This window comes from Nocardia salmonicida, assembly GCF_036142455.1.
In the GTDB taxonomy this organism is placed as follows: Bacteria; Actinomycetota; Actinomycetes; order Mycobacteriales; family Mycobacteriaceae; genus Nocardia; species Nocardia salmonicida.
In genome coordinates this window covers 3,471,893-3,485,711 of the sequence record NZ_CP108014.1, presented here as the reverse complement: position 1 = coordinate 3,485,711, position 13,819 = coordinate 3,471,893, and the positions used below count along the sequence as shown (strand labels likewise).

14 protein-coding genes are annotated in these 13,819 nt (G+C 67.2%); 4 read left to right on the top strand and 10 right to left on the bottom strand.

Annotated features, from left to right (window positions below):
- Nucleotides 1–11: 11 nt before the first annotated feature.
- The 5 genes from OHS03_RS16525 to ku form a co-directional block, all read right to left on the bottom strand.
- Complete coding sequence (locus tag OHS03_RS16525; RefSeq protein WP_328663813.1) at nucleotides 12–674, bottom strand: methionine ABC transporter permease; 663 nt, start codon at nucleotides 672–674, stop codon at nucleotides 12–14.
- Complete coding sequence (locus tag OHS03_RS16520; protein ID WP_328663812.1) at nucleotides 674–1,687, bottom strand: methionine ABC transporter ATP-binding protein; 1,014 nt, start codon at nucleotides 1,685–1,687, stop codon at nucleotides 674–676. The genes OHS03_RS16525 and OHS03_RS16520 overlap by 1 nt, the downstream gene beginning before the upstream one ends.
- Nucleotides 1,684–2,553 carry a MetQ/NlpA family ABC transporter substrate-binding protein gene (locus tag OHS03_RS16515; RefSeq protein ID WP_407942492.1) on the bottom strand — a complete coding sequence of 290 codons (870 nt, stop codon included), beginning with the start codon at nucleotides 2,551–2,553 and terminating at the stop codon, nucleotides 1,684–1,686. Before OHS03_RS16515 ends, OHS03_RS16520 begins: the two co-directional genes overlap by 4 nt.
- A 164-nt stretch (nucleotides 2,554–2,717) precedes the next feature.
- A complete protein-coding gene (locus tag OHS03_RS16510) occupies nucleotides 2,718–3,254 on the bottom strand; it encodes a GNAT family N-acetyltransferase (protein ID WP_328663807.1) in 537 nt (178 codons plus the stop codon).
- Between the two features lie 15 nt (nucleotides 3,255–3,269).
- Nucleotides 3,270–4,181, bottom strand: a complete 912-nt coding sequence (ku, locus tag OHS03_RS16505; protein ID WP_328663805.1) for a non-homologous end joining protein Ku — start codon at nucleotides 4,179–4,181, stop codon at nucleotides 3,270–3,272.
- A gap of 110 nt (nucleotides 4,182–4,291) precedes the next feature.
- Between ku and OHS03_RS16500 the strand changes: the two genes are divergently transcribed.
- Together OHS03_RS16500 and OHS03_RS16495 are read left to right on the top strand one after the other, a co-directional pair.
- The gene (locus tag OHS03_RS16500; RefSeq protein ID WP_328663803.1) at nucleotides 4,292–5,359 is read left to right on the top strand and encodes a lycopene cyclase family protein; all 1,068 of its coding nucleotides are present in this window, start codon (nucleotides 4,292–4,294) and stop codon (nucleotides 5,357–5,359) included.
- Between the two features lie 328 nt (nucleotides 5,360–5,687).
- Nucleotides 5,688–8,078, top strand: coding sequence for an MMPL family transporter (locus OHS03_RS16495; protein WP_328663802.1), 2,391 nt, complete (start codon nucleotides 5,688–5,690; stop codon nucleotides 8,076–8,078).
- A gap of 51 nt (nucleotides 8,079–8,129) precedes the next feature.
- Here OHS03_RS16495 and OHS03_RS16490 read toward each other — a convergent pair whose 3' ends face one another.
- The gene (locus tag OHS03_RS16490; protein ID WP_328663800.1) at nucleotides 8,130–8,894 is read right to left on the bottom strand and encodes an SDR family oxidoreductase; all 765 of its coding nucleotides are present in this window, start codon (nucleotides 8,892–8,894) and stop codon (nucleotides 8,130–8,132) included.
- Between the two features lie 123 nt (nucleotides 8,895–9,017).
- Here OHS03_RS16490 and OHS03_RS16485 point away from each other — a divergent pair, with 123 nt between their 5' ends.
- Together OHS03_RS16485 and OHS03_RS16480 are read left to right on the top strand one after the other, a co-directional pair.
- The gene (locus tag OHS03_RS16485) at nucleotides 9,018–10,649 is read left to right on the top strand and encodes an ABC-F family ATP-binding cassette domain-containing protein (protein WP_056810334.1); all 1,632 of its coding nucleotides are present in this window, start codon (nucleotides 9,018–9,020) and stop codon (nucleotides 10,647–10,649) included.
- 168 nt (nucleotides 10,650–10,817) lie between these two features.
- A complete protein-coding gene (locus OHS03_RS16480; RefSeq protein ID WP_056815384.1) occupies nucleotides 10,818–11,090 on the top strand; it encodes a helix-turn-helix domain-containing protein in 273 nt (90 codons plus the stop codon).
- 23 nt (nucleotides 11,091–11,113) lie between these two features.
- Here OHS03_RS16480 and OHS03_RS16475 read toward each other — a convergent pair whose 3' ends face one another.
- The 4 genes from OHS03_RS16475 to OHS03_RS16460 form a co-directional block, all read right to left on the bottom strand.
- Nucleotides 11,114–12,073: an MvdC/MvdD family ATP grasp protein gene (locus tag OHS03_RS16475; protein WP_328663797.1), complete on the bottom strand. Its 960-nt coding sequence runs from the start codon at nucleotides 12,071–12,073 to the stop codon at nucleotides 11,114–11,116.
- 15 nt (nucleotides 12,074–12,088) lie between these two features.
- A complete protein-coding gene (locus OHS03_RS16470) occupies nucleotides 12,089–12,508 on the bottom strand; it encodes a hypothetical protein (RefSeq protein WP_328663796.1) in 420 nt (139 codons plus the stop codon).
- Nucleotides 12,509–12,796: 288 nt separating this feature from the next.
- A complete protein-coding gene (locus tag OHS03_RS16465) occupies nucleotides 12,797–13,216 on the bottom strand; it encodes an acyl-CoA thioesterase (RefSeq protein WP_328663794.1) in 420 nt (139 codons plus the stop codon).
- A gap of 86 nt (nucleotides 13,217–13,302) precedes the next feature.
- Complete coding sequence (locus OHS03_RS16460) at nucleotides 13,303–13,797, bottom strand: cupin domain-containing protein (protein WP_407942491.1); 495 nt, start codon at nucleotides 13,795–13,797, stop codon at nucleotides 13,303–13,305.
- Nucleotides 13,798–13,819: the final 22 nt, after the last annotated feature.

The following is a 13,819-nucleotide window of genomic DNA, read 5'->3' as shown; positions in this document are numbered from 1 at the left end:
CACTACTGATTTCAGCGGCGCAGCACCTTCCTGGCGAGCCAGTTGCCGAAGAACTGCACACCCTGCACGCCGACGATGATGATCAGCACCGCCACGATCGTGACCTGCCACTGGAACTGCTGATACCCGTAGACGATGGCGAAGTCACCGAGTCCGCCGCCACCCACCGTGCCCGCCATCGCCGAGATATCGACGATCGAGATCACCACGAAGGTATAGCCGAGGATCAACGGCCCCAACGCTTCCGGGATGAGCAGCGTGAAAATGATCCGCAGCGGTCCCGCACCGACCGCACGCGCGGCCTCGATCACGCCGGGATCGACCGTCACCAGGTTCTGCTCCACGATCCGGGCGATCCCGAACGAGGCCGCGACGATCATCACGAACAGCGCCGCCTCGGACCCGATCGTAGTGCCGACCACCTCCAGGGTGACCGGGCCGAGCGCGGCCAGCAGGATGATGAACGGAATCGGGCGCACCACATTGACGAACACATTGAGCACGAAATAGATCGGCGCGTTCGCCAGCAGCCCACCCTTGCGGGTGGTGTAGAGCGCGGTCCCGAGTATCAGTCCGATCAGGCCCGCGACAACGAACGTCACGCCGACCAGGTAGATCGTGGTCCCGATCGCCTCGAACAGCGTGGGCCGCAACTTCTCCCAGTTGGTCTCCATCAGCCCGCCTTCCGTTCCAGGTCGGCGACCACGCGATCCAGCGCGGCATCGGGCCCGTGCAGCGCCAGGGTGACGCTGCCGAATGTCTTGTCCTGCAACGTGCTCACCCCGCCGTAGACGATCTCGAAACGCACGTCGGCGGCGGTAGCGGCGGCCAGTGCCGCCCCGATTCCGCTGTGATCGTCGATGTCGACGGTCACCAATCGGCCGCCGTGCAGCTCCCGCAAGCGATCCAGTTCCGTCGCGTCGGGCCGGTTGTGCAGCACCGTCGCCACGAAGGAGCGCGTCGGCGCGGCCTGGGGTGCGGCGAAGACATCGAAGGTGGCGGCCAATTCGACGATCCGGCCTTCGGCGAGCACCGCCACCCGGTCGGCGACCGCGCGGATCACATCCATCTCGTGGGTGATCACCACGATGGTCACCCCGAGTTCGGCGTTGATCTTCTTCAGCAGTCGCAGCACCTCACCGGTGGTTTCCGGGTCCAGCGCGGAGGTGGCCTCGTCGGCCAGCAACAGCGAGGGCGAGGTGGCCAGCGCCCTGGCGATTCCGACACGCTGCTTCTGCCCGCCGGAGAGCTGATCGGGGTAGGCACGCGCCTTGTCGGTGAGTCCGACGAAGTCGAGCAGCTCGGCCACCCGCGCCTTGCGCTCGGCTCGCTTCCAGCCCGCCACCTTCAGCGGATATTCGATATTGCCCGCGGCAGTGCGTGATCGGAACAGGTTGAACTGCTGGAACACCATGCCGATATCGCGGCGCAGCGTGCGCACCGCCGACTCCGGCACCCCGGTGATGGGGGTGCCGGAAATCGTGACGGTGCCCGAAGTCGGCTTGTCCAGCGCGTTGATCAGCCGTACCAGCGTGGACTTGCCCGCCCCGGAATAGCCGATGACGCCGAAGATCTCACCCGATTCGATCCGCAGGTCGATATTCTCGAGTGCGGTGTGCCGATCGCCGCCGCTGCCGAAAACCTTGGTGACGGAACGAAATTCGACGGCGGCGGGTTGTCCACTCACTTGGTCGTGCGGATGCCCTGCTGCACCCGGTCCAGGATCTGTTCGAGCTCGGCGCCGGGACGGTTCACCGCGACCGCGGTGCCCTTGGTGACCTCGGCGTGGGCGGTGGCCACGGCCGGGTCCTTCCAGATCTCGACCAGCTTCAGATACGTCGGATTCGTCTTGTCCTCGGCGCGGCTGACGATCACATTGATATACGGCTCCGCCGCCGGATTGTTCGGATCATCTTTGTACAGCGCCGATTTCGGGTCGACACCCGACCGATCGAGGAAGGTGTTGTTGATCACCGAGCCGTCTACGGAGGGCAGCGACAGCGCGGTCTGGGCGGCGTCGACCGGGGTGACGCGTACCTTGGAGGCCGCCTTGTCGATGTCGGCGGGGGTCGGCTGGACCGAGGTGCCGGTGATCTTCAGCAAGCCGGCGGCTTGTAGTACGAACAGCGCGCGCGCCTGGTTGGTCGGATCGTTGGGGATCGCGATCTCACTGCCGGCCGGGATGTCGGCGAGGGCCTTGTGCTTCTTCGAGTACAGACCCAGCGGAACGATGTAGGTCGAGCCGATCGGGGTGAGCGTATCCGAGCTCGCGACGTTGTACTGGCCGAGGAACTGTAGATGCTGGAACAGGTTGAGGTCGATCTGTTTCTGCGACAGCGCCGTATTCGGCTGCTTGTAATCGGAGAAGTTGGTGACCTTCAGCGTGATGCCCTGCTCTTTCGCCTTCTGTTCGAAGACCTCGAAAGCCTTGTCCTTGTCGGTGGTGCCGATCCGCACGACCGTGCCCGACTCGTCATCGGAACCGCACGCGGTCAGGGTGAGGGCCGCGGTTGCTATCAGCACTGGGATCGCCAGTGTCCGACGGAATTTCACTTGTACTCCCGAATCGCTCGCAGAAGATGAACTCGGTCATCCAAGCTGTCGGCGCGACCCGCCGACAACGGTTTGACTTGCCATGAGCGAAATCCTCGCAAATAGTGGGACGCCCGTCTAACTTGCGGACAATGCAAATCCTGCGCCGTGTCCGGCCCCGGGGATCAGCTCAGCGGGCGTTCTATCGAGAGTCGCCCGCGGCGGACGAGGTCGCGTTTGGTGATCGGCGGCAGCGTGGCGTCGTCGTCCGGGGCGGCGGGGTTGGGTCGCACCAGCAGGGTGACGGTCGCGGCGGGCACGAATCCGCTGCTGGTCATCAGTGCGGCCGAAGCGCTGTTGCGGTCCTCGACATCGGTGACGATATGGCGGGCACCGCGCGCGAACAGCGCCTCCGAACACACGTTCACCAGCCGCCGCGCGATCCCGTGGCCCTGCATATCGGGGGCGACCGCGATCCACTCCAGATACGCCCAGTCGTCGCGATGCTCGAACTCCATCGACCCGAGGACGAAACCGACCACCCGGTCGGAATCCAGGGCCACCCAGCAGGCGTTGTCGGGGCTGTCGAGGTGCTCGGCGACGGCCGTGAGCGACCACGACGTGTACGGCTTGATGGTGGTGTCGAAGACCTGATGGCCGAGGTCGAGGACTTGACGCAGGTGTCCCAATCCCATCGGCACGACAGCGATGGCGGTGTCCATGGTCGCCAGTGTGCCCTACGCGCCCTTGCGGGTCGCGGTCTTGGACGCGGTGGATTTGCTCGCGGCGGCCTTGCGTGGCGCGGCTTTCTTGGCCGCCTTCTTCGCGGCCTTTTTCGCGGGCGCGGCGGGGGCGGCTTCCCGGCGACCGCTGGCCTCGAGGCTGCGTTGCAGCGCGGCGACCAGATCCACGACTTCGGCGTCGGCCTGCTCGGCGGGCGCGGTTTCGGCGGCGGGTTCGACCTTGCCGGTGCCGCTGGCAATGGCCTCGTCGAGAAGCTTCTGTAGTTCGATCTGGTATTCGTCGGTGTATTCGGAAGGGTCGAAATCGCCCGACATCGACTCCACGAGAGTTTCGGCCATCTTCAGTTCCTGCGGGCGCGGGGCAGGCGCTTCGTCGAGCGAGGGGAATTCCACGGCGCGCACCTCGTCGGGCCAGAGCAGCGTCTGCAGGACCAGCACGCCGTCACGCACGCGCAATGCGGCCAGGCGAGTCTTCTGGCGCAGCGTGAAATGCACGAGCGCGGTCTTGTCGATGCGTTCGAGGGTCGCCGCCAGCAACTGATAGGCCTTCGGCGTCGTGGAATCCGGTTCGAGGTAGTAGCTCTTCTCGAACAGCACCGGGTCGATCTGATCGGACGGCACGAATTCCAGCACCGGAATCTCGTGCTTCTCCGCGGCGGGGAGTTTCGAGAAATCGGCGTCGGTGAGCACCACCTGCTCACCATCCGGCGAGGTATAGGCCTTGTCGATATCGGCGAACTGCACGGAATTGCCGCACACCTGACAGACCCGGTCATATTTGATCCGGCCCCCGTCCTTGGCGTGGACCTGATGGAACCGAATGTCGTGGTCCTCGGTCGCGGTATAAACCTTGACCGGGACATTCACCAGCCCGAAAGCGATCGAGCCCTTCCAGATCGACCTCATGCAACCCATCATTGTCGATAGGTAGCGCCCTGGTGAGAAAGCGCTCCCGAATAGGTGCGGGCCCGTGATCCGGCGGTGCTTGAAATCGTCGTGTCTGATCCAATCAACGGGTGAGTGCGGAAGTGATCGTCTGTGGGCTCGGTCCGGCAGGACGGGCTGTTGCTCATCGTGCGCTGGCGGCGGGCCGCGATGTCACGGTGATCGATCCGTATCCGGATCGGGTGTGGACGCCGACCTATGCGGCATGGGCCGATGAATTGCCCGGGTGGTTCGATCCCGGCGTAGTGGCGGCGACGGTGGACGCGCCGACGGCATGGGCGGTGGGCGAGCATCGGATCGACCGCGTCTATCAGGTGTTCGATACGGCGGCACTGCAGTCCTCGTTGACGGTCGACGGGGCGACCGTGATCGCGGACCGGGTCGTCGAGGTGGAGGCGCGATCGGTGCGGACGGCGGGTGGGCTGACCCGTACCGGTCAGGTGGTCGATGCGCGAGGATTGCCTCGGTCGTCGCGCCGGGCGGAGCAGACCGCCTACGGCGTAGTCGTGGCCCGGACGGGACTCGAGCCGACGCTGTTCATGGACTGGCGTCTCGACAACGGCGCGGACCCCGTCGACCCGCCGTCGTTCCTGTACGCCATCCCGCTCGGTGCCGACACCGTGCTCCTCGAGGAGACCTGCCTCGCGGGCCGGCCAGCGCTCGCGCCGGAGGTGTTGCGGCGCAGACTCGAACATCGGTTACACGCGCGGGGGATCGCGCTCACGGGAGCAGAACCTGTTGAGCGAGTGCGCTTTCCGGTGCAGGGAGGCAAGCCGGGAGGTAGTCGATTCGGTGCCGCCGGTGGCCTGATCCATCCCGCGACCGGATACAGCGTCGCCGCCGCACTCGCCGCGGCGGACACCGTGGTCACGGGTGGCACGGTGTGGACTCCGCAGGCGCGGGCCGTAGCTGCCCTGCGTCGCGCGGGACTGCGTGCGCTGCTGGCTCTCCCGCCCGGCGAGGTCCCGGTGTTCTTCGAGGTGTTCTTCGGTTTGCCCGCCCCGCTCCAGCGTTGCTATCTGTCCGGCCACGACGACCTTCGCGGCACCCTAGCCGCGATGCGCGCGCTGTTCGCCGACCTGCCTCCGGCTCTGCGCCGCACTGTCATGACCTCGGTCGTCGGTGCGGTCGGTCGGTAGTCGAAGCGTGCTGGTGCCCCGGCGCGAAACGGTGCGGCAGAGGCTCCTCGGCGTTCATCGCGCTCGGCCCGGACAGCTCCCGCGGCCGTCGGTGGAGGGATCGGAATCGTCGTCGTGGCGCGGTGGCCGAGACCGGTAGCTGACCGGGACGAACAGGGGTGTGACGGAGGCCCGGCGGTACCGCCACGAAGTTGCTACGATCGCTCAGCGAACGCGCCGACCCGCCAACAGGATCGGGCCGACGAGGCGGACCGGCCGGAAGTATTTCCAGCTCCCACACGTCGATGTGCGTGCCGCGCAATGGCGTGACGAGTTAGGGGACAATCCGGTGTTCGAATTCACCAGGCGGCGCAGCTGCTGGGTGCTCGGCGTTTTCGCGGTGCTCGCGGTGGTGCTCGGCGCGCTGGGAGCCACGCTGTTCGAGCGGGTGGAGGGCGGCGGATACACCGACTCCGGCAGTGAATCCAGCCGTGCGCTCGAGGTGTTGCGCGAGGAGTTCGGGCAGGCGCCGCCGAACCTGCTGTTGCTGGTGGAGACCGAGTCCTCGGTCGAGGACCCCGAATCCACCGCGGCGGCAACGGCATTGGTCGCCAACCTGCAGGAACGCGCCGGCGTCACCGAGGTGATGTCGTACTGGACCTCCCACCAGCCCGCGCTGCGCAGTGTCGACGGCAAGCAGGGCCTGATCGTCGCGAGCGTGCTCGGCAGCGAACGCGAGATCGACGAACGCGTCACCGCCATCTCCGAAGAGCTGACGGGCGAACAGGGATCGTTGCAGGTCAGGGCGGGCGGCTTCGCCATGCTCATGCACGAGACGGTGCAGCAGAGCAAGACCGATATCGCCAAGGGTGAGGCCATCGCCTTCCCGCTCACGCTGATCGCGCTGTTGTTCGTCTTCGGCGGTCTGGTCGCCGCGAGCCTGCCGCTGCTCGTCGCGGTCGGCACCGTGCTCACCACCATGGGCGCGCTGTGGTTGCTCACCCTGTTCACCCCGCTGTCGGTGACCGCCACCAATGTGGCGACGCTGCTCGGCCTCGGTCTGGCCATCGATTACAGCCTGTTGATCGTCAACCGCTACCGCGACGAACTCTCCGAAGGCCGCACCCCGGCCGGTGCGGTGGCCACCACTCTGCGCACGGCGGGTCGCACCGTCGCGTTCTCCGCGCTCACCGTCGCGGTGGCGCTGGCCGGGTTGCTGTTCTTCCCGCTGCTGGCGATCCGGTCGATGGGCTACGCGGGCATCGTCGTCGCGGCGCTGGCCGCGCTGGTCTCACTCACGGTGCTGCCCGCCGCGCTGTTGCTGATCGGCACGCGCATCGACAAGGGTCAGCTCGGCTGGTGGTTCCTGCGTGCCCCGCGCCCCGCGCCGGGGGAGGGCGCCTGGCACAAGCTCGCCACCGCCGTGATGCGTAAGCCGATCTCGATCGGACTCGCTGTCACCGCGCTGCTGCTCCTGCTCGGCGCGCCGTTCCTCGGCGTGAACCTCGGTTTCCCGGACGAACGCACGCTGCCGGAATCGATGAACTCCCGTCAGGTCACCGAGATCGTCGCGCGCGACTTCGGCGAGAGCGACCAGCACACACTCGTCGCGGTGCTTCCCGACAGCGCGTACAGCGCCGCGGGACTCGACACCATCGCCCGCGATATGTCCGACCTGGACAATGTCCGTCGCGTCGACACCGCCACCGGCAGCTACGCCCAGGGCGGGCTGCTGCTCGAGCCCACCGCGGCGAACTCGCGATTCCGGGTCGAGAAGGCGGTCTACCTGTCGATCGTGTCGAGCACCGGCGACAGCGATGCCCTCGCCGACCTGGTCGAGCAGGTGCGCGCGGTGCGGACGCCGAGCGAACTGCTGGTCGGCGGCGTGGCCGCGGCCAATGCCGACTCGGTCGCCGCCATCGAGAACGAACTGCCGTGGGCGCTCGGCTTCGTGGCGATCATGATGCTGATCGTGCTGTTCGCGCTCACCGGCAGCGTGGTGCTGCCGGTGCTGGCGGTGATCCTCAGCGCGCTGAGCCTGACCGCGACATTCGGTGCGCTGGTATGGATCTTCCAGGACGGGCACCTGTCCGGGGTGCTCGGCTTCACCGTCACCGGGGATCTGTCCGCTACGGTCCCGGTGATGTTGTTCGCCGCCGCCTTCGGGCTCGCGATGGACTACCAGGTGTTCCTGCTGTCGCGGATTCGGGAGGAATACGACCGCACCGGCAAGAACGAGACAGCGGTCGCGCTCGGCCTGGAACGGGTCGGGCGCATCGTCACCGCCGCCGCGATCCTCATCTCGCTGGTGTTCCTCGGCTTCCTGGCCTCCGACATCACCTTCATGAAGGCGTTCGGCATCGGCCTGCCGTTGGCCGTGATCGTCGACGCCACCCTCGTGCGCGGGTTCCTGCTGCCCGCCACGATGAAGGTGCTCGGCGACGCGAACTGGTACGCACCGGAATTCCTGCGTCGCCTGCACGACCGGTGGGGCCTGGACGACAGCGGTGCGGCGCGCTCGCCGAAACGTGAAGTGGTGGTGCGTGATCCGCTCGCCGCCAGGCCGGAGGAGATCGTCGTCGCGGATCCACTCGCGCGGGCGGAGGCGGCGCGGGCGCAAGCGGCCCGAGCCGAGGCCGAGCGTGCCGACGCGGCGCGGGCCGAGGAAGGTGCGCGCGAGAACTCGCGGGCGCAGGAGAGTATTTCGGTCTCGACGGGAAGCCGCGAGACCTCGGTCTGACCAGACATCGCAGGGCGGGCAACGCGGAATCGCTGCCCGCCCCTGCGAGTGTCAGATGCCGCCGGTGGACAGGAACCCGCCGTCGACCCGCACGCAATCACCGGTGATCCACGCGGCCTCGTCGGACACCAGGAAGGCGATCAGCCGGGCCACATCCTCGGGCACGCCGAGTCGCTTCATCGGGTACACGCTCGCGGCACGCTCCTCGTCGTCGGAGTACAGCGCGTCGGCGAACTTGGTCTTGACCACTCCCGGCGCCACCGCGTTGACACGGATCTTGGGGCCCAGCTGCCAGGCCAGCTCCTCGGTGAGCCGGATCAGCGCCGCCTTCGACGCGCCGTAGGCCGAGATGACCCCGGACGACCGGATACCCGCGACGCTGGCCACGTTCACCACGGCGCCGCCGTGCTCGGCCATCCACGCGCGGTAAGCCTGCTGCACATAGCCGAGCGAGGCCACCACGTTCACATCGAAGATCTTGCTGACGCCACCCAGATCGGCGTCCATCAGCGGACCGTAGACGGGGTTGATGCCGGTGTTGTTGATCAGGATGTCGAGCGAGCCGTACTCGGTGACGGCCCTTTCCACGGCCTCCGCGCGCGCGTCGGCATCGCCCGCGTTGCCGGCGAGAAAGCTCACCTGGCCTTGGTGGCCCAGCGCGCGCAGCTCGGTGGCGGCTGCCTCCAGTGGTTCGGGTTTACGCGCGGTGATCAGCACGTTCGCGCCCCGGCGCATCAGTTCGGCCGCGGTCGCGAGGCCGATGCCGCGACTGGCTCCGGTGACGAGAGCGGTACGGCCAAGGAGATCGGTAGTCATGGCATGAGAGTAACCACGCTCACATCGGGCAGCGCCGGGTGCGGCTTCCTGAGGTGTCGACGGTAAAATAAGTGGTTCTTGCCGATATGCCTTTCCCGTTTGTCTTACTCTGAGGAGAACTCTGTGATCACGGCGACCGACCTGGAGGTCCGGGCCGGAGTCCGCACCCTGCTCTCCGCTCCTGGGCCGGCGCTGCGGGTGCAGTCCGGCGACCGGATCGGACTGGTCGGTCGTAACGGTGCCGGGAAGACCACCACCCTGCGCATCCTCGCGGGTGAGGGTGAGCCATACGCCGGCAAGATCACGCGTTCCACCGATATCGGCTACCTGCCGCAGGACCCGAAGGAAGGCGATCTCGATGTGATCGCCAAAGACCGGGTGCTCTCGGCGCGCGGGCTCGACATCCTGCTGCGCGATATGGAGAAGGCCCAGGTCGAGATGGCCGAGGTCGCCGACGATGCGGCCCGCGACAAGGCGATTCGCCGGTACGGACGCCTCGAGGACCAGTTCTCCTCGCTCGGTGGCTACGTCGCCGAAAGCGAGGCGGCCCGCATCTGCAACAGCCTCGGCCTGCCCGACCGCGTCCTCGATCAGCAGCTGCGCACCCTCTCCGGTGGTCAGCGTCGCCGCATCGAGCTGGCTCGCATCCTGTTCTCCGCCTCCGACGGCTCGGGCGGGCGCTCCGACCGCATCCTGCTGCTCGACGAGCCGACCAACCACCTCGACGCCGACTCCATCACCTGGCTGCGCGGGTTCCTGCAGAGCCACGACGGCGGCCTGATCGTGATCAGCCACGACGTGGAACTGCTCGGCGACGTGGTCAACAAGGTGTGGTTCCTCGACGCCGTGCGCGGTGAGCCCGACGTCTACAACATGGGCTGGAAGAAGTACCTCGACGCGCGCGCCACCGACGAGCAGCGCCGCGTCCGCGAGCGCGCCAATGCCGAGAAGAAGGCGGGTGCGCTGCGTCAGCAGGCCGCCAAGCTCGGCGCGAAGGCCACCAAAGCCGCTGCGGCACACCAGATGGTGCGTCGCGCCGAACGGTTGATCAACGACCTCGACGACGTGCGCGTGAGCGACAAGGTCGCCCGCATCCGGTTCCCCGAGCCCGCGGCCTGCAGCAAGACTCCGCTGATGGTGAAGGACCTGACCAAGCTCTACGGTTCGCTCGAGATCTTCACCGGCGTGAACTTCGCCGTCGACAAGGGCAGTCGCGTGGTGGTGCTCGGGCTCAACGGCGCCGGTAAGACGACCATGCTGAAACTGCTCGCCGGTGTCGAGACGCCTACCGCGGGCGGCGTCGAGCAGGGGCGCGGGCTCAAGGTCGGCTACTTCGCCCAGGAGCACGACACTCTCGACGACCAGGCCTCGGTGTGGGAGAACATCCGCCATGCCTCCCCGGACGCGGGGGAGCAGGAGCTGCGCAGTCTGCTCGGCGCGTTCATGTTCACCGGTCCGCAGCTCGACCAGCCGGCCGGCACGCTGTCCGGCGGTGAGAAGACCCGGCTGGCGCTGGCCGGGCTGGTGTCCTCGGCGGCGAACGTGCTGCTGCTCGACGAGCCGACCAACAACCTCGACCCGGTCTCGCGTGAGCAGGTCCTCGAGGCGCTGCGCACCTACGCGGGCGCCGTGGTGCTGGTGACGCACGATCCCGGCGCGGCCGAGGCGCTCAACCCGGAGCGGGTCATCCTGCTTCCTGACGGCACCGAGGACCACTGGTCGGCGGAGTACGCGGAGCTCATCGATCTCGCTTGATCCGTCAGGGCCCGGAGGCGGTAGCGCGGCAGGGCCGGTGTGTCGCGCATGAATCGCGGTGGCAGGGAGGAACTCGCGGGGATCGCGTGAGTTCGATCACTGTTTCCGTTGATCACCGAGTGTGGAGTGTCTAGCCTGGAGGAAGTGCTCGGCGACTCGGAGGAAGCCATGAGCGACAGTTCCAGACAGGCCGCTAGGTCGGCCAAGGGTAAATCGACGATCGGCAAGGCCGCATTGGGCAAGGGAACCCGGGTCACGGGCAAGTCCCGCGACCGGTTGCAGTCCCAGTTGAAGAAGCAGTACGAGGCGGGCGCGTCCATTCGCTCCCTGGCCAGGTCCACCGGCCGCTCGTACGGCTTCATCCACAATGTGCTGGTCGAGTCACACGTCGAACTGCGTGGGCGCGGCGGCGCCAATCGGCGCAAGAATCCGGCCGACTGAGCGGGGCGTCGTCGACGGAGCCGCTACCAGCCTGCGACGGCTCCGTCGCCGCGGGCCAGCAGATTCGCCAGGCTGGCGAACAGCGGCAGTCCCGTCTTGATCTCGAGGTACGCGAACTGCCCCTGTGGGTTCACCTCGAGGAAGTAGTACTCGCCATCGCTGCCGAGGCGGAGGTCGACCACCCCGAAGCTGAGTCCGAGCGCGCCCATCAGGGTCGCGAGGGACTTGCTCACCGAGGCGGGTAGCCGTTCCGGTGCGAAGGCGACGGAGGTGTCGAGACGGGAATCGATGCGGCCGACCCCCGACTGTGAATCGATGCGCACACTCCACTCGACACCGTCGACCCACACCACCCGCAGATCGCAGCTGGCCTCCACGTAATCCTGGAACGTGGTCGGCGTCGAACGGATCGAGTCGAGCCGGTTCAGCTCGGAACTGGTGATGATCCTCGTCTCGGAGAACTCGCCACGGCCGGTGCCGGTGCGTTTGTACACGACTGGGCCACACCGGGATTCGACGAAACTGCGCGCCTCGTCCGGGTCGTTGGTGATCAGCGTCTCCGGGATCGCGAAACCCGCCCGCTGGGCGGTTTCGAGCTGCACGATCTTGCGCGAGGCGGTGCGTTCGGCGGCCGGATCGTTGACCCAGTACGCCGGGATCGACCACAGCATGCCCTGCAGGAATCCGTCGCACTCGGCCTGGCGGAACTCGTCGTCGGCGGCGCGCACGCCGGTGGGAACTTTGCACGGGTGCGGCCTGCGCCACCACACCGCGCGCACGTCGTCGAGACCGTGAATATGCGACATCGCGCGGTTGGTGCCCGCTTTGTCGAGCCGGAAACTCCCTGTCTCGGACGGAAAGTCGCGCAAGTCGAGTCGGATCGGGTCGAGGCCGTGGTGTTCTCGCAAGGTCGACGCCAGCGCATCGGCGTGCAGGTCGTCGGTTTCGGAGACGATGAGCACGGCATCGGTCGCGCCTTCCATGACTTCCGCGCCGTTTCAGTCGAGGCTGTCGCAGTTGATGCCGTCGCGGAAGGTGAACGTCGCCCCGCTGGCACCACCTCGTTCGGCGATGCGCAGTTTCGTCGCCCAGCTGCGGGTGGCGCGGGCCAACTGCTCGTCGTCCAGGGCCTCCGACGGTTCCGGTGCGAGGGTGATCGGTCGGTCGACCAGATCGACGCGCATCCGTCGGGTGAAATCGGCGGTGGCGCCAGGGCGGATATCGACCCGTACCTGACGTTCACCCGCGCCCACGCGGTCTTCGGTGAGTCGTACGACGTCGTTGCGGTCGAAAGTCCAGGTTCCGCCGTCGACGCGCACCGAGATGTCGCGATCGGACTCGGCCACCAGCAATCCGCGCAAGGCGGGGCCCCGATCTCGGGACGACGCGGTAGCGGGGAGGTGGATGGCGTCGGTCATGGGCGCTCACTCCGATCTTTTCTCGTCTGCTCGCGATTTGCCAGAACCCCAAAAGGTGCTTCGGATCATAGCGTGAACAGGCGGCATGCCGAGCGGGTTCGCGAGATTTGCGGAGCGCCGGGCAAACCGCCGAGCGGCGCGTGATCGCTTTGCCGGGAAAGAATTTCGGACAACTCGGATGTTGCAACTGTGTTCTCACGGGCAATCCGACAGCAAACATATATGACAACGACGCGGCGGGCGCCCCGGGTCTGTGCCGGAGGTCGCCCGCCGCGCCGCGTGCGGTCTCTAGAGTCCGAGCAGTTCGGGATTCTCGGCGAGCTCGCGGAAGTGTTCGGCCGGTTTCGCGACGAGCCGACGGGTCGTCAGATCCATCGCGCCCGCCACGACGGTGATCTCTGCGGCGACCGTACCGTCGAGCTTGATGATCTGGTGGTGGAAGCGGAAGACCTTCTCGTTTTCCTTCCAGTCGAACGCACACGTCACCGTGACCTCGTCGCCACCGCGGAGCTCGCGCTTGTACTTGATGGTGGACTCGAGCACCACCGCGCCGACGCCGCTGGCGATGAACTTGTCCTGCGCGATCCCCGCCGCGCGCATCAGCTCCCACCGGGCGTGCTCGCCGTACTGGTGGTAGACGGCGTGATTGAGGTGGCCCTGGGTGTCGAGCTCGTAGCCGCGGACGAGGACCGGTACGGAGAACGTCATACGGCGTATAACCGGCTACGTCCGACTCGTTGTTCCCGATCGGCGTGCAATCTCGGCCACAGTGCGACCGGGGGTCGCATGACGGTTCAGCCGCGTTGGGCGGTGCGCTCGGCCCACCAGGCGGGCGCGTCGACGAAGTGGTTGTCGAATTCCTCTTGGGCGGCGACGAATTCGTCATGGGTGGCGTCGTCGCGGAGGAGCCGGTCGAGCAGGCGGAAGTACTCGAAGCGTTGCACGCCGGGCATCAGTGCGATCAGGATGCGCGCGCCGCTGTCCGGAGTGGCGCCGAAGGCGTGCGGCATCTGCCGCGGGACGACCAGCGAGCCGCCCGCGCCGACGGTGAGGATGCGGTCGCCCGCCATGACCTGGAGCTCGCCGTCGGCGACGTAGAACAGCTCGTCGGAGCGGGTGTGGAAGTGCGGGGCGGCGCCGTCGGCGCCCTGGGTCATGGTGACTTCGAGCGTGCTGACCGCGCCGTCGCTGGCGTTCGCGTCGGTGAGCAGACGCATGCGCACATTCTCGGTACCCAGGGTCTCGGCGTCCTCGGGCAGGCAGAGGGCGATCTCGCGGGTGTTCGTCATGACCATTCCGTTCGTCGGTTAA

What these genes read in the sequence shown, in the direction of transcription:
- OHS03_RS16490 (WP_328663800.1), bottom strand. Translation starts at nt 8,894, where the DNA reads ATGACTACCGATCTCCTTGGCCGTACCGCTCTCGTCACCGGAGCCAGT.
- OHS03_RS16510 (WP_328663807.1), bottom strand. Translation starts at nt 3,254, where the DNA reads ATGGACACCGCCATCGCTGTCGTGCCGATGGGATTGGGACACCTGCGT.
- ku (WP_328663805.1), bottom strand. Translation starts at nt 4,181, where the DNA reads ATGAGGTCGATCTGGAAGGGCTCGATCGCTTTCGGGCTGGTGAATGTC.
- OHS03_RS16460 (WP_407942491.1), bottom strand. Translation starts at nt 13,797, where the DNA reads ATGACGAACACCCGCGAGATCGCCCTCTGCCTGCCCGAGGACGCCGAG.
- OHS03_RS16525 (WP_328663813.1), bottom strand. Translation starts at nt 674, where the DNA reads ATGGAGACCAACTGGGAGAAGTTGCGGCCCACGCTGTTCGAGGCGATC.
- OHS03_RS16475 (WP_328663797.1), bottom strand. Translation starts at nt 12,073, where the DNA reads ATGGAAGGCGCGACCGATGCCGTGCTCATCGTCTCCGAAACCGACGAC.
- OHS03_RS16465 (WP_328663794.1), bottom strand. Translation starts at nt 13,216, where the DNA reads ATGACGTTCTCCGTACCGGTCCTCGTCCGCGGCTACGAGCTCGACACC.
- OHS03_RS16470 (WP_328663796.1), bottom strand. Translation starts at nt 12,508, where the DNA reads ATGACCGACGCCATCCACCTCCCCGCTACCGCGTCGTCCCGAGATCGG.
- OHS03_RS16480 (WP_056815384.1), top strand. Translation starts at nt 10,818, where the DNA reads ATGAGCGACAGTTCCAGACAGGCCGCTAGGTCGGCCAAGGGTAAATCG.